This window comes from Stenotrophomonas mori, assembly GCF_023556335.1.
In the GTDB taxonomy this organism is placed as follows: domain Bacteria; phylum Pseudomonadota; class Gammaproteobacteria; order Xanthomonadales; family Xanthomonadaceae; genus Stenotrophomonas; species Stenotrophomonas mori.
This window is the reverse complement of sequence record NZ_JAIKTS010000003.1, coordinates 299,253-315,379: the sequence shown is the minus strand read 5'-3', so window position 1 is coordinate 315,379 and position 16,127 is coordinate 299,253. Positions and strand designations below refer to the sequence as shown.

Here is a 16,127-nt window from a genome sequence, read left to right as displayed (position 1 = left end):
AACCACGACAAGGCCCGTCCCGGCTGCCACGCGGGCCCATTGCCCTGCGCGGCGACGGCGCGGCTAGCTCTCGCGCCGCGCCTGCATCGCGCCGACGGTGCGCCGCAGGACGAGCGGACGGTGCCGCAGGCGCCCCGCATGCGTCGAGCGTGCCTGGCGCCGGGCGATGTCCTGGGCCAGGGTGCGCGTGGCCGCCTGGGGCTCCAGCGCCAGCTCGCGCGCCAGCCCGCGTTCCAGCAGGCGGTAGCAGTCCAGGGCGCGGTCCGGCTCGCCCAGCCGCGCATGCAGCCGCATGAGGTGCCGCTGGCGGGTCTCGTCCCAGGGATCGAGCGCCACCTGGCGGCGTGCGATGCGCAGCGCGGCATCCAGCCCGCCGGACGCCTCCGCCTGGTCACGCGCCGCATCCAGCGCGCGCAGCAGGTGCTGCCACGCCCACATGCGTGCGCCGGGCAGCCACTCGCAGAACGCCTCGCACTCTTCCAGTGCAATGCCGTCGAGCAGCTCGCCGGCGTCCTCCAGCCAGGCCTGGCCGGTGCAGGCCGGCGGCCCCGCCTCCAGGCGATCGATGTCGAACACCCCCTGCGAGGCCGCCGGACAGAGCCGCAGCGTGTCGCGGTCCACCACCAGCAGGCGGCGGCCGGTGGCCGCCGTCAGTGTCCGGTTCAGGTCGGCCAGTACCTGCCGCAGGTTGGTCAGTGCCGCGGCCTGCGGCAGATCGGGCCAGAGCATCGCGGCGACCGTTCCCCGGCGATGGGTCCGCGAACGCTCCACCGCCAGGTAGGCCAGCAGCGCCCATCCCTTGCGGTAGGCCAGGCGCAAGCGCTGGCCGGTGGTACCGGTGATCCGGCACTCGCCCAGCAGGTGGATCGTCACGCCGCACTGGCCGTCCGCCACACGCTTTCCGCGCCGGTGATCGGCGACGGTCGAGATCGACTGGTTCATGGTTCCCCTACGCTCAAGGCCGGCGGCGCAGTGAGATGAGGCCGCCCTTACTCAGCAACACCGTGGAAAGCGGCACAAGCCCATCATCCGGAACACGATTCCTTGATGGACGTCACATAAACACCCGTCCGGCTGTCACCCGCCACTCACTGCCATCGGGGTGCAGCTCCCGGGTAACCGTGTCCCCGGGAGCCCGTCGCTGGCGCCGCGCCCCGACGGCGGCCGCCGGCCCGGATCCGCGCAGACCGCCACGGACCGCACCGGGGCATGGCCATCGGCGGCAATGCTTTCACTGGCAACCATGTACTGATGACAGGCGTTTCGACGGCCTGCGGACGAAACCCCCGGGCTTTTCCGGGCCCGCGCTTGACAGCCCTGAAAGCGGCATGCTTATCTCGACCACATGTTGCAGCGCCACACCGCCACCGCCCCTGTGAATTCGACCCCGGCTTCCGCCGCGGCGTCGCTTCTCGTACTCGTGCTTATTACCGAGCCAACAGGTGCGGGACGAACTGGCGCGTAGTCGAAAAATAGCCAGCTTCGATAAAAAACCCCGCACCGGCCCCGGTGCGGGGTTTTTCGTTTCCAGCATCCATTTCAACTGAAACCATGTACGCCTTCGACACCGCCAAGCCCCGACCGACCGCCTGCGATGCCCTCCGCACCGTGCCGGGACGCATGGCGGCGGCCCCGATCCCGATGGCCACCCTGTCCTGACGCACGGCCATCGCGCACTTCCCCCCTTTCCACTGCAAGGAACCACGCCCCATGAGCTCCAACGAACTGCCCCAGACCAAGATCGCCGTCATCGGCTACGGCAGCCAGGGCCGCGCCCACGCCCTGAACCTGCGCGAGTCCGGCTTTGAAGTGACGGTCGGCCTGCGCCCGGGCGGCCCCACCGAAGCCAAGGCCCAGGCCGACGGCTTCACCGTCAAGACGCCCGCCGACGCGGTCAAGGACGCCGACCTGGTCGCCGTGCTGACCCCGGACATGGTGCAGAAGAAGCTCTACGAAGACGTGCTCGCGCCGAACATGAAGCAGGGTGCCTGCCTGCTGTTCGCCCACGGCCTGAACGTGCACTACGGCATGATCGCCCCGCGCGAGGACCTGGACGTGGTGCTGGTCGCGCCGAAGGGCCCGGGCGCGCTGGTGCGCCGCGAGTACGAGATCGGCCGCGGCGTCCCGTGCATCTACGCCGTCTACCAGGACAAGAGCGGCAAGGCCGAGCAGCTGGCGCTGGCCTATGCCGGCGGCCTGGGCGGCGCCCGCGCCAACCTGATCAAGACCACCTTCAAGGAAGAGACCGAGACCGACCTGTTCGGCGAGCAGGCCGTGCTGTGCGGCGGCGCCTCCGCGCTGGTGCAGGCCGGCTTCGAGACCCTGGTGGAAGCCGGCTACCAGCCCGAGATCGCCTACTACGAGGTGCTGCACGAGCTGAAGCTGATCGTCGACCTGTTCTACGAAGGCGGCATCACCCGCATGCTCGAGTTCATCTCCGAGACCGCGCAGTACGGCGACTACGTCTCGGGTCCGCGGGTGATCGACGCCGGCACCAAGGAGCGCATGAAGACGGTGCTCAAGGAGATCCAGGACGGCACCTTCACCAAGAACTGGGTGGCCGAGTACGACGCCGGCCTGCCGAACTACACCAAGTTCAAGCAGGCCGACCTGGAGCACCCGATCGAGAAGGTGGGCAAGGAGCTGCGCGCCAAGATGGTCTGGCTGCAAGCCCAGGACGCGTAAGAACGTGTCCGCGGACCGTCCAGCGCGCGTTTCCGCAGGCCGTCGCGGGACGGGGCCGGTGCAATGCGGGGTCACCCGCCTGCGCCGGACACCCGCCGCGCGCGCGGCGCGCCACCGCCGGTCCGCGGACAGGTTCCACCGCGCGGTCCCCCACCCGCAAAAGGCAAAGGTCGCTGCATGAACACACCCACCCACGGCGCGCCACGCAACGGTGCACGCTGGTTGACGCAGGCCCTGGAGGCCGAAGGCGTGCAGACGCTGTTCGGCTACCCGGGCGGCACCATCATGCCGTTCTACGACGCATTGGTGGATTCCACCCTCAAGCACATCCTGGTCCGCCATGAGCAGGGCGCGGCGCTCGCCGCCAACGGCTACGCCCGCGCCAGCGGCAGGGTCGGCGTCTGCGTGGCCACCTCCGGCCCCGGCGCCTCCAACCTGGTCACCGGCATCGCCGACGCCATGCTCGATTCGGTACCGATGGTCTGCCTGACCGGGCAGGTCGGCACCCCGCTGCTGGGCACCGACGCGTTCCAGGAACTGGACGTGTTCGGCATGACCCTGCCGATCGTCAAGCACAGCTGGCTGGTGCGCAGCGTCGACGAGCTGCCGCAGGTGGTCGCCGAGGCCTTCCGCATCGCCCGCGAAGGGCGCCCCGGCCCGGTGCTGATCGACCTGCCCAAGGACGTGCAGCTGGCCGACGCCAGCCACCTGCCCGACCATGTCCCGGCCGCGGTGGCGCCGGTCCCCGCGCCGCAGGCACAGCGCCTGGCCGACGCCGTGGAGATGATCGCCGCCGCCGAGAAGCCGGTCATCTACGGCGGCGGCGGCATCGCCCTGGCCGAGGCCGTCGAGGACTTCCGGCAGTTCGTCGAAGCCTCCGGCATCCCCACCGTGCTGACCCTGCGCGGCCTGGGCGCGCTGCCGGCCAACCACCCGCAGTACCTGGGCATGCTGGGCATGCACGGCACCCGCGCCGCCAACATGGCGGTGCAGGAAGCGGACCTGCTGATCGTGGTCGGCGCGCGTTTCGACGACCGCGCCACCGGCAAGCTGGCCGAGTTCGCGCCGTTCGCCCGCGTCGTCCACCTGGACGCCGACGCCTACGAGATCTCCAAGCTGCGCCAGGCCGACCTGGCCGTTCCCGGCAACCTGCAGGCCAGCCTGCGGACGCTGACCGGGATCCGCGGCAACTGCAACGGCTGGCGCGCACGCTGCGCCGCCAACCGCGAGAAGTTCACCGCGCGCTATGACGCCCCGGGCCAGGACATCTATGCCCCGGCGCTGCTCAAGCGCCTGAGCGAAGTGGCGCCGCCGGACACCGTCATCGCCTGCGATGTCGGCCAGCACCAGATGTGGGTGGCGCAGCACTGCCGCTTCAACCACCCGCGCAACCACCTGACCTCCGGCGCTCTGGGCACCATGGGCTTCGGCCTGCCGGCGGCGATGGGCGCGCAGTTCGCCTGCCCCGACCGCACCGTGGTGCTGGTCTCCGGCGACGGCAGTTTCATGATGAACGTGCAGGAGCTGGTCACCATCGCCCGCTGCCGGCTGCCGGTGAAGATCGTGCTGCTGGACAACGCCTCGCTGGGCATGGTCCGGCAATGGCAGGAACTGTTCTTCTCCGAGCGCTACAGCGAGATCGACCTGTCCGACAACCCGGACTTCAGCGCACTGGCGCAGGTGTTCGGCATCCCCGCCACCCGCATCACCCAGCGCGACGACGTCGAGGACGCCCTGGCCGCGCTGCTCGACACCCCGGGGCCGGCGCTGCTGCACGTGGCCATCGACGCCCGCGCCAACGTCTGGCCGCTGGTGCCGCCGAACTACGCCAACAGCACCATGCTCGACAGCAACCCCGCCCACGCCCAGGCGCCCCAGGAGAGTTCCAATGCATTACCGGCTTGATCTGGTGCTGAAGCCCGCCGAAGGCGCGCTGGTGCGCGTGATCGGCATGGTCGAGCGCCGCGGCTTCTCGCCCAGCAACATCTCCGGGAACCGCAACCCCGACGATGCCGGGCGCTGGCACGTGCAGATGGACGTCCGTGGCCAACGGCCGCCGGAGACCCTGCGCCACCAGCTGGAAAAGGTCTACGACTGCGAGTCCGTGCAGGTCGTGGCCGTCACGGACACGTCCGCATGAGCAGCGACGTAGCCGGCGACGTAGACGTAGGACCGGGCCGCCGCGCCCGGCGCGCCGCGGCGGCGCGCTCGTCCCGGAGGCGTCTTCTTCGACGCTCCCCGAGCCGCCCGCCGTCCCGCCTCCCCGGCGTACGCCACGGCGGGCGCCATGGCCACGCCGATGCCTGACAGCGGACGTCCCCTGGCCCCTCCCGGCACCGCCGCCGAAGCGTCCGTCAGCGTGGCCGACGTGCTGGCCGCGCAGGCGCGCCTGCGGCGCTTCCTGCCGCCCACCCCGCTGCACTACGCCGAGCGTTTCGGTACCTGGCTCAAGCTCGAGAACCTGCAGCGCACCGGCTCCTACAAGGTGCGCGGCGCGCTCAACGCGATGCTGGCCGCGCTGGAGCGCGGCGACGAACGCCCCGTGATCTGCGCCTCGGCCGGCAACCACGCCCAGGGCGTGGCCTGGGCCGCCTACCGCCTGGGCGTGCAGGCCATCACGGTGATGCCGCACGGCGCGCCGGCCACCAAGATCGCCGGCGTCCAGCACTGGGGCGCCACGGTGCGCCAGCACGGCGCCAGCTACGACGAGGCCTACGCCTTCGCCCGCGAACTGGCGGAGCAAAACGGCTACCGTTTCCTGTCCGCGTTCGACGACCCGGACGTGATCGCCGGCCAGGGCACGCTGGGCATCGAGATCGCCCCGCATGCCCCGGACGTGGTCATCGTGCCGATCGGCGGCGGCGGCCTGGCCTCCGGCGTCGCCCTGGCGCTGAAGTCGCAGGGCGTGCGGGTGATCGGCGCGCAGGTGGAAGGCGTGGACTCGATGGCCCGCGCGATCAAGGGCGACACCCGCGAGATTGAGCCGGTGCCGACCCTGGCCGATGGCGTCAAGGTCAAGATTCCCGGCTTCATCACCCGGCGGCTGTGCACCAGCCTGCTCGACGACGTGGTCATCGTGCGCGAGGCCGAACTGCGCGAGACCCTGGTGCGGCTGGCGCTGGAGGAGCATGTCATCGCCGAGGGCGCCGGCGCCCTGGCGCTGGCCGCCGGCCGCCGCGTGGCCGGCAAGCGCAAGTGCGCGGTGGTCTCCGGCGGCAACATCGATGCCGCGGTACTCTCCACCCTGCTGTCGGAAGTGCGCCCCAGCCCGCCGCGCAAGCCGCGACGGCGCAACGCCGAACGACTTAGAAGCCGTGCCGTGCTACCGGCGCTGCGCACCGCAACCCCCGAACCGACCCCCATGCCCGTTACCGCTGTCGAGGAGACCCTCTGGTGAATACTCCAACCAACAACACCCCGCGAATTACCATCTTCGACACCACCCTGCGCGACGGCGAGCAGTCCCCCGGCTGCAGCATGACGCCTCCGCAGAAGCTGGTCATGGCCCGTGCCCTGGCCGAACTGGGCGCGGACGTGATCGAAACCGGTTTCCCGGCCAGCTCGCAGTCCGACCGCGAGGCCATGGCGCTGATCGGCCGCGACGTGCGCGACCCGGTGCTGGCGGTTCTCTCGCGCTGCCTGCCCGGCGACATCGAGACCTCGGTGAAGGCCCTGGAGGCCGCCGCCCGTCCGCGCCTGCACGTGTTCCTCTCCACCAGCCCGCTGCACCGCGAGCACAAGCTGCGCATGAGCAAGGAGCAGGTGCTGGAATCGGTGCACAAGCACGTGAGCATGGCGCGCGGCTACATCGACGATGTCGAGTTCTCCGCCGAGGACGCCACCCGCACCGAGCTGGAGTTCCTGACCGAAGTGGCGCAGGTGGCCATCGCCGCCGGTGCCCGCACCATCAACCTGCCCGACACCGTGGGCTTCACCACCCCGGAAGAGATCCGCGCGATGTTCCAGCACGTGATCGCCCACGCCGCCGGCAGCGCCGACGTGGTGTTCAGCGCCCACTGCCACAACGACCTGGGGCTGGCGGTGGCCAACTCGCTGGCCGCCATCGAGGGCGGCGCGCGCCAAGTGGAGGGCTCGATCAACGGCATCGGCGAGCGCGCCGGCAACTGCGCGCTGGAAGAGATCGCCATGGCGCTGAAGGTACGCAACGCCTTCTACGCCTTCGACACCGGCTTCGACACCCGCCGCATCGTGCCGACCTCGCAGCTGCTGCAGCGGCTGGTCGGCATGCCGGTCCAGCGCAACAAGGCGATCGTCGGCGCCAACGCCTTCGCCCACGAATCGGGCATCCACCAGCACGGCATGCTGCGCAACCGCAACACCTACGAGATCATGCGCCCGGAAGACGTGGGCTGGGAATCCTCGCAGATGGTGCTGGGCCGGCACAGCGGCCGCGCCGCGGTGGAAGCGCGTCTGCGCGCGCTCGGCTACTGGCTGGAGGAGGACGAACTGAAGCTGGTGTTCGACCGCTTCAAGGCCATGTGCGAGCAGCAGCGCGTGGTCACCGACAGCGACCTGCAGACCCTGATGCAGGGCAACTCCGGCAGCAACGGCTACCGCCTGGCCTCGATGACCATCAGCGACGTCGGCAGCGGCGCCAACGCGCTGGTCGAACTGTCCGACCCGGACGGCAACCGCGTGGCCGAGACCGCGCAGGGCGACGGCCCGGTCGATGCGCTGTTCTCGGCGCTGTCGGCCGCCACCGGCGTGCAGCTGTCGCTGGACAGCTACCACGTGCACAGTGTCGGCATCGGCGCCGATGCGCGCGGCGAGGCCAACCTCGGCGTCCGCCACGAAGGCGAGATCTACGAGGGCACCGGCACCAGCCGCGACATCATCGAGGCCAGCGCCCTGGCGTGGCTGGACGTGACCAACCGCCTGCTGCGCCGGCGCGAGGCCGATGCCGCCCCGACGCCGGCGGCCGCCACCGACACCGCGGAGCCGGCACTGCGATGAGCGCGCTGCCGGCCGCCAGCCAGCGCTGGGACGCGGCGGACTACGCCGCCCACGCCGGTTTCGTGCCGGCGCTGGGCCAGGACGTGGCCGCGCTGCTGGCACCCCTGGCCGGCGAGCGCATCCTCGACCTGGGCTGCGGCGACGGCGTGCTCAGCGTCCGCCTGGCCGCCACCGGCGCCCACGTGGTCGGCATCGACGCGTCCCCGGAGCTGGTGGCCGCGGCCCGTGCCCGCGGCCTCGATGCGCGGGTCGGCGACGGCCATGCCCTGGCGACCGACGGCGGCTTCGACGCGGTGTTCTCCAATGCCGCGCTGCACTGGATGCGCCAGCCCGAGGCGGTGGTCCGCGGCGTACGCCGCGCGCTGCGTGACGGTGGCCGGTTCGTCGCCGAGATGGGCGGGCACGGCAACGTCGCCGCGATCACCACCGCCCTGCGTGCCGCGCTGCGCCTGCACGGGCAGGCCGCACCGGCGTTCGCCTGGTATTTCCCCAGCGCCGACGAATACGCCCGGCTGCTCGAGCGCAACGGCTTCCAGGTCGACTGCATGGCCCTGCTGCCGCGCCCGACGCCGCTGCCGACCGGCATCGACGGCTGGCTGCGCACGTTCGCCGCGCCCTGGCTGGCCGGGGTCGCGCCGCAGCACCATGCCGACGTGCTGGCCACCACGGCCGAGCTGCTGGCACCGGCGCTGCGCGACAGCGACGGCCGCTGGAGCGCCGACTACATGCGGCTGCGTTTCCGCGCGATTGCGGCATGATTCCCCTTTCCACCCCCGCTTCAACGCAAGGCATTGACTCCATGACCCCAGCGCCCCGCACCCTGTACGACAAACTGTGGGATGCCCACGTCGTCGTCCCCGAAAGCGACAGCGCCCCCGCGGTGCTGTACATCGACCTGCACCTGATCCACGAAGTGACCTCGCCGCAGGCCTTCACCGAGCTGCGCGGGCGCGGCCTGGCCCCCCGCCGCCCGGACCGCACCAAGGCGACGATGGACCACTCCACCCCGACCCTGCCGGCCGACGCCGACGGCAAGCTGCCGTACGCCAGCAAGGCCTCCGAGGCGCAGGTGGAGATGCTGGCGAAGAACTGCGCCGAGTACGGCATCGAGCTGTTCGACATGGCCTCGGACAACCGCGGCATCGTCCACGTCATCGCCCCCGAGCAGGGCTTCACCCAGCCGGGCATGACCATCGTCTGCGGCGACAGCCACACCTCCACCCATGGCGCCTTCGGTTCGCTGGCCTTCGGCATCGGCACCAGCGAGGTCGGCCACGTGCTGGCCACCCAGTGCCTGCTGCAGCGCAAGGCCCGGACCATGGCGATCACCGTCGACGGCGAGCTCGCCCCGGGCGTCGGCGCCAAGGACGTGGTGCTGCACATCATCGGCGTGATCGGCGTCAACGGCGGCACCGGCCACGTGCTGGAATTCCGCGGTTCCACCATCGCGGCGATGGACATGGAACAGCGCATGACCCTGTGCAACATGTCCATCGAGGCCGGCGCGCGCGCCGGCATGGTGGCGCCGGACCAGGTCACCTTCGACTGGGTGGCCAGGACCCCGCGCGGTCCCAAGGGCGCCGATTTCGACACGGCCGTGGCGTACTGGAAGACCTTGAACACCGACGAGGGCGCGCGCTTCGATGTGGAGGTGCATATCGACGCCGCCGACATCCGCCCCACCCTGACCTGGGGCACCCACCCGGGCACCGCGATCGCGGTGGACGCGCCGATCCCGTCCGCGGCCGACGCCGCCGCGCAGAAGGGCCTGGCCTACATGAAGTTCGAGGCCGGCCACGCGCTGGCCGGGACGCCGGTGGACGTGGTGTTCGTCGGCTCCTGCACCAACGGCCGCCTCAGCGACCTGCGCGACGTGGCCCGGGTGCTGCGCGGCCGCCGCGTCGCCGACGGCGTGCGCATGCTGGTGGTGCCCGGCTCGGAGATCGTCAAGCGCGAGGCCGAAGCCGAAGGCATCCACGAGGTGGTGCGCGCGGCCGGTGCCGAATGGCGTGAACCCGGCTGCTCGATGTGCATCGCCATGAACGGCGACCTGGTGGCGCCGGGCCAGCTGGCGGTGAGCACCAGCAACCGCAACTTCGAAGGCCGCCAGGGACCGGGCTCGCGCACCCTGCTCGCCTCGCCGCTGAGCGCCGCCTGGGCCGCGGTGAACGGCAAGGTCGCCGACCCGCGCGAACTGTTCAACAAGGAGGTGGCCTGATGGCCGGTTTCCGTACCCTGACCTCGCGCAGCGTGGTGCTGCGCCAGACCAACATCGACACCGACCAGATCATCCCGGCGCGGTTCCTGTCCACCACCGAGCGCGCCGGCCTGGGCAAGAACGCCTTCAACGACTGGCGCTGGCAGGCCGACGGCGCGCCGAACCCGGAATTCGCCTTCAACCAGCCGCACAACGCCGGCCGTTCGATCCTGCTGGCCGGCCGCAACTTCGGCTGCGGCTCCTCGCGCGAGCATGCGCCCTGGGCCCTGACCGACCTGGGGCTGCGGGCCATCGTCAGCAGCGAGATCGCCGACATCTTCCGCGGCAACTCGCTGAAGAACGGCCTGCTGCCGATCGTGCTGGACGAAGCCGACGTGCAGGCGCTGATGCAGGCCCCGGACGACGAGCTGACCATCGACGTGGCCGCACGCGAGCTGCGCACCTCCGCCGGCAAGGTGTATGCCTTCCCGCTGGACGGCTTCTCGCAGACCTGCCTGCTGGAAGGCGTGGACCAGCTGGGCTGGCTGCTGGGCCAGGTGCCGGAGATCGAACGCTACGAGGCGGCGCGCGCGGCGTGACCCTCGCCCCCCCTCTCCCTCCGGGAGACAGCCTGGCAGGATCGCCAGGCTGCGCGGCGACGCCGCCCGGAGGGCGAGGTACAGGGATGTGCCGAACGCAGATGGCTGAGGGGCGGATGAGGGTACGGGTGAAGCTTCTTGTACCCGGACACCGCAGGCGCCCGCCCCTTATCCTCATCCCACCCCTCTCCCGCAGGGAAGGGGCTAAACGACAGAATCAAGACAACCGGAACTCCCATGCAAGCCAACATCGTCGTACTGCCGGGTGACGGCATCGGTCCCGAGATCACCGTCGCCGCCGTGGACGTATTGAAGGCCATCGCCGCCCGCTTCGGCCATGACTTCACCTTCAGCGAACACGACATCGGCGGCATCGCCATCGACAACCACGGCACCCCGCTGCCGGACGCCACGCTGCAGGCCTGCAGCCAGGCCGACGCGATACTGCTCGGCGCGGTCGGCGGGCCGAAGTGGTCCGATCCCAACGCCAAGGTGCGCCCCGAGCAGGGCCTGCTGGCGATCCGCAAGGCCCTGGGCCTGTTCGCCAACCTGCGCCCGGTGCGCACCCACCCCGCCGCCCTGCACGCCTCGCCGATCAAGGCCGAGCTGCTGGAAGGCGTGGACTTCGTGGTCGTGCGCGAACTGACCGGCGGCATCTACTTCGGCGACAAGACCCGCGACGCCGGCAGCGCCAGCGACCTGTGCCGCTATACCGCGGTGGAGATCGAGCGCGTGCTGCGCAGCGCCTTCAAGCTGGCGCAGCAGCGCCGCGGCAAGCTGACCTCGGTGGACAAGGCCAACGTGCTGGAGACCTCGCGGCTGTGGCGCGACATCGCCGCACGCATCGGCCGCGAGGAATTCCCGGACGTGGAGCTGGAGCACCAGCTGGTCGACTCCATGGCCATGCACCTGATCGCCAAGCCGCGCGCCTACGACGTGATCGTCACCGAAAACATGTTCGGCGACATCCTCACCGATGAAGCCTCGATGCTGGCCGGCTCGCTGGGCCTGCTGCCGTCGGCCTCGCTCGGCGAAGAAGGCAAGGTGGGCATCTACGAGCCGATCCATGGCTCGGCCCCGGACATCGCCGGCAAGGGCCTGGCCAACCCCTACGCCACCATCCTCAGCGCGGCGATGCTGCTGCGCCACTCGCTGGGCCTGGCCGAGGAGGCCGCCGCCGTCGAGCAGGCGGTCGCCGCCGCCCTGGACGCGGGGCTGTTCACCACCGACCTGGCCACACAGGGGCAGGCGCTCTCCACGCCCCAGGCGGCGCAGGCGGTGCTCTCCCGCCTCGAATGACTCCATGACGCGGCCTACGGGCCGCGTTTTTGTTTTGGCTGTCCCTTTCCTGTCCTTTCCCCTCTTCCTGGAGAAACGCCTTTGAACCATCGCAGCCCTGACGACTTCCTGGCCTACGTGGCCGACCGCGACCCGTACCAGCCCGAGTTCCTGCAGGCCGTCAAAGAGGTCACCCTCAGTCTCTGGCCGTTCCTGCAGCAGCACCCGCAGTACACGCGCCATGGCCTGCTCGAGCGCCTGGTGGAACCGGAACGGGTCATCCAGTTCCGCGTGGCCTGGGCCGACGACAATGGCCGCACCCACGTCAACCGCGCCTTCCGCGTGCAGCACAGCTCGGCGATCGGGCCGTTCAAGGGCGGCATGCGCTTCCACCCCTCGGTGAACCTGTCGATCCTGAAGTTCCTGGCCTTCGAGCAGACCTTCAAGAACGCCCTGACCACCTTGCCCATGGGCGGCGGCAAGGGCGGCTCGGACTTCGACCCCAAGGGCAAGAGCGAAGGCGAAGTGATGCGCTTCTGCCAGGCGCTGATGCTGGAACTGCACCGCCACCTCGGCCCGGACACCGACGTGCCGGCCGGCGACATCGGCGTCGGCGCCCGCGAGGTCGGCTACATGGCCGGCATGATGAAGAAGCTCAGCAACGACGCCGCCTGCGTATTCACCGGCAAGGGCCTGGCCTACGGCGGCAGCCTGATGCGCCCGGAAGCCACCGGCTACGGCACCGTGTACTTCGTCGAACAGATGCTGCACCACGCCCGCCGCGAAACCCATGGCGCCAGGGTGCTGATCTCCGGCTCCGGCAACGTCGCCCAGTTCGCCGCGCTCAAGGCCGCCGAACTCGGCGGCAAGGTACTCACCTTCTCCGACTCCGGCGGCACCCTCTACGCCCGCGACGGCTTCGACGAACAGGCCATGCAGGACGTGATGGCGCTGAAGAACGAACGCCGCGGCCGCCTGTCCGAACTGGCCGGCGACAAACGCTTCGAATTCCTCGAAGGCCGCCGCCCCTGGCACATCCCCGCCGACATCGCCCTGCCCTGCGCCACCCAGAACGAACTGGACGAAAGCGACGCCCGCACCCTCGTGCACAACGGCACCCTGTGCGTGGCCGAAGGCGCCAACATGCCCTCCACCCTGGAAGCGGTGGACGTCTTCCTGCAGGCCGGCACCCTGTACGCCCCCGGCAAGGCCAGCAACGCCGGCGGCGTTGCCACCTCGGGCCTGGAAATGAGCCAGAACGCCGCCCGCCTTTCCTGGCGCCACGCCGACGTCGACGAGCGCCTGCACGTGATCATGAAGGAGATCCACGCCAACTGCGTGCAGCACGGCAAGCGCGCGGACGGCAGCGTCAACTATGTCGATGGCGCGAATATCGCGGGGTTCGTCAAGGTGGCGGATGCGATGTTGGCGCAGGGGTTGTATTGAGGGTTGCTGGTCCCTTCTTCTGATCGGAGGAAGGGACACCGCTGTACCTGATCCAAGCAACACACTCTTTCATGGGCTTGGGCGCCTGCGTTATGCCGAGCAATTCGGGGTCTAATCGATGTGGCCACAAACGCGCGGTGTTTGCCGTTGGCCTCGGGACCGGACCACACCCCTCACCCCTTCCAAGCCACTGATATTTTTGGCATCACCGCATCTTCACATTAGCGCCAGAAAGCGGGACACTTAGGCAACGCCGCGATTAGGCGGCCGAATAGGCGTTAGGCCGCTAATGAGCACTTGCCGCTCCTGTGATTACTGGACAAGCCCTCGCGGATTTCAGCGTCCCGGCGACTACTATTGGGTGCAGCTAAAGCTTCTAGAGTGGATCGAGCAAGGCAAGCTTGTCGTCTTATCGAGCCAGGGATTCCCGGCAAATGACGCAACACCAGACAATCGGCCTGCTCAATCGCTCTCTGCGTTCTTCGAGTGCAAAGACTGCCGTCGAAAACTTGACTTGGTCTTGGACATCGACGCCTGTCGGGGCGGGCTGTTCGCGGCCTAACAATTCATTCAAGCCGACGCCGCTTCGCGGCGCGGATTAATTCAGGCGTTAGGCCCTTAGGAGCAGCAAATGAAATCATTTAACCCTACGTCCAATCATCCAGATCGCGCTTTGCAAGCTTGGCAAATCCTGGTCGCCGCTGCAATGAATCGCCAGACGCTCACTTACTTAGGACTTTCGCGGCTCATGTACAAAAAAGATGCTGCGGGAGTCCTCGATAAAGTATTGGGCCACGTAGCTTTCTTTTGTAATGACAACAAACTTCCCGCTCTGACTGCAATAGTTGTTGGCAAGAGTCGCGGCACACCTGGATCGGATATTCCTATCGATCCGAAGAGCATGGACCGAGAGCGTGAGAGGGTCTATGCATGGGACTGGTACAACGTGTATCCGCCAACACCAGCCCAGCTTGCCCAGTCTTTCGCAAGCAATAGCTAGACCTAATAGCTCATGCAAGCCGATATCACTTCGCGGCACATTTTAACTCAGGCGTCCGACCCGATCAGTATCGGCTTAATTTGGCGCCGGGTTTCAATCCAACCATAAAGCTCCAACCATAAAGGAACGCTATGATAAACAGATTTTTAGCGCTAGCTGCACTGTTAGTCGCCTGCATCCCTGCAAGTTCATTTGCTCAAGGCTTGAAGGACGCAGATATCGCTCTCATAGTCGGAAACTGGAAAGTTCTGAGGTCAATAGACCCGATGGATGATTCGGTGAGATGCACCGCGGTACATAACAACGATTATTCGACTCAATTGTCATACGACACTCTTTTCCTCGGCATTCAAGGTGGCGTTCGAGGTGTGACACTTAGGTTTGATGACAATCCACCTGGCCGTCTTCGCATCGCCACGGAGATAGAGAAAAGGATCCGATCAGTTGTAATTTCAGGAAGGGACTTCTCCCAACTCTCAAACAGCAATAGACTTCGCTACCAAATTTCAACTTTTATGGATGGCATAATAACTGGCGATCTCGATCTTGACGGATTTAGCGCGGCGCTGGATAGCATTAGGAGACATTGCCCAATAGAATACTCTCCCGTAGATTCAGCCATCCCAACACCGACCTTAACTACATGCACTGCTGACATGATCTCCAAGATGAAAGAGCAAGGACTTACCGATGAGCAAACTTCATCTATTTGCAAATAACTCAAATTGAACATCAACAATTCACTCAAGCCGAACCCGCGTCGCGGGTCGGCTTAATTGTGGCGCTGGACTTATATCGGCAGATGCCATGTACGGGCTTGCTCCGCCCATAGCATCAATCAAGACTACTCCTCAGCAGCAATCACGATGCCCCGCCGGGTCACTATCACCCGCGCGTTCTGGCCGACCTTGAGGCCTGCGGCCTCCAACCAGTCGCCGCACAGCTACGACGATCCCCTTCCTTGGCTCGGCTTTCGCAATACTGGCAGCCGACTCTCGGGACGCGCGACGTAAACGGGTTTCGACCTGCTCGGTCATGACGGTCTCCTACGATTCGCCCTGTCTGTTTCGATTCCTGTTCAGAGCGGCGGCCGGGTGCTTGAACACGGTCGTAGGGCCGCCCGCAGCTTTTCCCTTTCGGGTCTTGCATGACTGCGCGCCACCCGGCCATAGAAAGCGCGGGGTACAAAAAAGCCACTGGACTGTCAGGAGTGGCTTCCGCCTACGAAGGTGTGTTCAGCACCTGCGTAGGATCTAAGCACTGCCTTTCGGCAGGGTCACCGTCAGACAACCGGCCCAGAGTTACCCGATCCCGCTGCTCCAGGTCCTGCACGGCTTCCACCCGGCATCACCCTATCTTCACATCAGCGCCAGAAAGCGGGACACTTGGGCAACGCCGCGCTTAGGCGGCCGATAGGCGTTAGCCATCAGGGGATGGTTCCGTGGACAAGGAAACATGGTCACTGGTGATTAGTGTCATCGGCTTGGCTCTTGGTGTCCTCGCCGCACACGCTCAACTGAAGGCAATCGCAAAGAAAGCGCTCAAAGCCAGCGGAGACAAAGCCAGGACATGGATTGCCCGGATGGAGACCGACGCAGATTTGTACTCAGCAAACCCTAGTGTCCTCATCTCTTTCTTGGCTAAAGAGTTCCTGATGCTCCTAAAATTCTTTTTCCTCACAGTAGCGATGCTCGCAGTACTAAAAGCGATAGCTTCTCTGTGCCTCTATGGAGCCGCCAAGCACTCATGCTTGTCTATGCAATGTGGGTTGGCAATAAGCTGGCGGGTGTTTCACACATTGTTGGAATTACCTTGCGCAAGGCAAGAAAGAGTCACAACAATGACGGCTAACAGTTCATTCAAGCCGACGCCGCTTCGCGGCGCGGCTTAATTCAGGCGTTAGGCACCAAATCAGCGTATTGAAACCGTTGAGGGAGTCATGGGGGAA

The 16,127-nt window shown here is 67.4% G+C and carries 15 protein-coding genes; 13 read left to right on the top strand and 2 right to left on the bottom strand.

Annotated features, from left to right (window positions below):
* Nucleotides 1–63: 63 nt before the first annotated feature.
* Complete coding sequence (locus K5L01_RS10915; protein ID WP_250064496.1) at nucleotides 64–942, bottom strand: AfsR/SARP family transcriptional regulator; 879 nt, start codon at nucleotides 940–942, stop codon at nucleotides 64–66.
* A 768-nt stretch (nucleotides 943–1,710) separates the two neighbouring features.
* Here K5L01_RS10915 and ilvC point away from each other — a divergent pair.
* The 12 genes from ilvC to K5L01_RS10855 all read left to right on the top strand — a co-directional run bounded on the left by ilvC (nucleotide 1,711) and on the right by K5L01_RS10855 (nucleotide 14,898).
* Nucleotides 1,711–2,685, top strand: a complete 975-nt coding sequence (gene ilvC, locus K5L01_RS10910; RefSeq protein WP_250064491.1) for a ketol-acid reductoisomerase — start codon at nucleotides 1,711–1,713, stop codon at nucleotides 2,683–2,685.
* 177 nt (nucleotides 2,686–2,862) lie between these two features.
* Nucleotides 2,863–4,590: an acetolactate synthase 2 catalytic subunit gene (gene ilvG / locus K5L01_RS10905; protein ID WP_250064486.1), complete on the top strand. Its 1,728-nt coding sequence runs from the start codon at nucleotides 2,863–2,865 to the stop codon at nucleotides 4,588–4,590.
* Complete coding sequence (locus tag K5L01_RS10900; protein WP_250064476.1) at nucleotides 4,574–4,825, top strand: ACT domain-containing protein; 252 nt, start codon at nucleotides 4,574–4,576, stop codon at nucleotides 4,823–4,825. Before ilvG ends, K5L01_RS10900 begins: the two co-directional genes overlap by 17 nt.
* 159 nt (nucleotides 4,826–4,984) lie before the next feature.
* Nucleotides 4,985–6,082 carry a threonine dehydratase gene (locus K5L01_RS10895; RefSeq protein ID WP_272494172.1) on the top strand — a complete coding sequence of 366 codons (1,098 nt, stop codon included), beginning with the start codon at nucleotides 4,985–4,987 and terminating at the stop codon, nucleotides 6,080–6,082.
* Entirely contained in the window at nucleotides 6,079–7,659 is a 1,581-nt protein-coding gene (locus K5L01_RS10890; RefSeq protein ID WP_425603881.1) for a 2-isopropylmalate synthase, read from the top strand. Before K5L01_RS10895 ends, K5L01_RS10890 begins: the two co-directional genes overlap by 4 nt.
* Nucleotides 7,656–8,417 (top strand): class I SAM-dependent methyltransferase, encoded by a 762-nt coding sequence (locus K5L01_RS10885; RefSeq protein WP_250064472.1) that lies wholly within the window; start codon nucleotides 7,656–7,658, stop codon nucleotides 8,415–8,417. The genes K5L01_RS10890 and K5L01_RS10885 overlap by 4 nt, the downstream gene beginning before the upstream one ends.
* A gap of 41 nt (nucleotides 8,418–8,458) precedes the next feature.
* Nucleotides 8,459–9,877 carry a 3-isopropylmalate dehydratase large subunit gene (gene leuC / locus K5L01_RS10880; RefSeq protein ID WP_250064463.1) on the top strand — a complete coding sequence of 473 codons (1,419 nt, stop codon included), beginning with the start codon at nucleotides 8,459–8,461 and terminating at the stop codon, nucleotides 9,875–9,877.
* A complete protein-coding gene (leuD, locus tag K5L01_RS10875) occupies nucleotides 9,877–10,455 on the top strand; it encodes a 3-isopropylmalate dehydratase small subunit (protein WP_250064459.1) in 579 nt (192 codons plus the stop codon). Before leuC ends, leuD begins: the two co-directional genes overlap by 1 nt.
* A 237-nt stretch (nucleotides 10,456–10,692) precedes the next feature.
* The gene (leuB, locus tag K5L01_RS10870; protein WP_250064457.1) at nucleotides 10,693–11,754 is read left to right on the top strand and encodes a 3-isopropylmalate dehydrogenase; all 1,062 of its coding nucleotides are present in this window, start codon (nucleotides 10,693–10,695) and stop codon (nucleotides 11,752–11,754) included.
* Between the two features lie 81 nt (nucleotides 11,755–11,835).
* Nucleotides 11,836–13,179, top strand: coding sequence for an NADP-specific glutamate dehydrogenase (gene gdhA, locus K5L01_RS10865; RefSeq protein ID WP_250064454.1), 1,344 nt, complete (start codon nucleotides 11,836–11,838; stop codon nucleotides 13,177–13,179).
* A 631-nt stretch (nucleotides 13,180–13,810) separates the two neighbouring features.
* Nucleotides 13,811–14,179 (top strand): hypothetical protein, encoded by a 369-nt coding sequence (locus tag K5L01_RS10860; protein ID WP_250064448.1) that lies wholly within the window; start codon nucleotides 13,811–13,813, stop codon nucleotides 14,177–14,179.
* A gap of 131 nt (nucleotides 14,180–14,310) precedes the next feature.
* A complete protein-coding gene (locus K5L01_RS10855) occupies nucleotides 14,311–14,898 on the top strand; it encodes an invasion associated locus B family protein (RefSeq protein WP_250064445.1) in 588 nt (195 codons plus the stop codon).
* 125 nt (nucleotides 14,899–15,023) lie between these two features.
* Here the strand turns inward: K5L01_RS10855 and K5L01_RS14950 are convergent, their stop codons facing one another.
* On the bottom strand, nucleotides 15,024–15,122 hold the full coding sequence (locus tag K5L01_RS14950) for a SymE family type I addiction module toxin (RefSeq protein ID WP_425603884.1): 99 nt from the start codon (nucleotides 15,120–15,122) through the stop codon (nucleotides 15,024–15,026).
* A gap of 498 nt (nucleotides 15,123–15,620) precedes the next feature.
* Here K5L01_RS14950 and K5L01_RS10850 point away from each other — a divergent pair, with 498 nt between their 5' ends.
* Nucleotides 15,621–16,070, top strand: a complete 450-nt coding sequence (locus tag K5L01_RS10850) for a hypothetical protein (protein WP_250064442.1) — start codon at nucleotides 15,621–15,623, stop codon at nucleotides 16,068–16,070.
* Nucleotides 16,071–16,127: the final 57 nt, after the last annotated feature.

Bases quoted from the DNA above. Each gene is read 5' to 3' on its own strand.
- ilvC (WP_250064491.1), top strand. From the start codon at position 1,711: ATGAGCTCCAACGAACTGCCCCAGACCAAGATCGCCGTCATCGGCTAC.
- K5L01_RS10895 (WP_272494172.1), top strand. From the start codon at position 4,985: ATGCCTGACAGCGGACGTCCCCTGGCCCCTCCCGGCACCGCCGCCGAA.
- leuD (WP_250064459.1), top strand. From the start codon at position 9,877: ATGGCCGGTTTCCGTACCCTGACCTCGCGCAGCGTGGTGCTGCGCCAG.
- leuB (WP_250064457.1), top strand. From the start codon at position 10,693: ATGCAAGCCAACATCGTCGTACTGCCGGGTGACGGCATCGGTCCCGAG.
- ilvG (WP_250064486.1), top strand. From the start codon at position 2,863: ATGAACACACCCACCCACGGCGCGCCACGCAACGGTGCACGCTGGTTG.
- K5L01_RS10885 (WP_250064472.1), top strand. From the start codon at position 7,656: ATGAGCGCGCTGCCGGCCGCCAGCCAGCGCTGGGACGCGGCGGACTAC.
- K5L01_RS10855 (WP_250064445.1), top strand. From the start codon at position 14,311: ATGATAAACAGATTTTTAGCGCTAGCTGCACTGTTAGTCGCCTGCATC.
- K5L01_RS10860 (WP_250064448.1), top strand. From the start codon at position 13,811: ATGAAATCATTTAACCCTACGTCCAATCATCCAGATCGCGCTTTGCAA.
- K5L01_RS10915 (WP_250064496.1), bottom strand. From the start codon at position 942: ATGAACCAGTCGATCTCGACCGTCGCCGATCACCGGCGCGGAAAGCGT.
- leuC (WP_250064463.1), top strand. From the start codon at position 8,459: ATGACCCCAGCGCCCCGCACCCTGTACGACAAACTGTGGGATGCCCAC.
- K5L01_RS10900 (WP_250064476.1), top strand. From the start codon at position 4,574: ATGCATTACCGGCTTGATCTGGTGCTGAAGCCCGCCGAAGGCGCGCTG.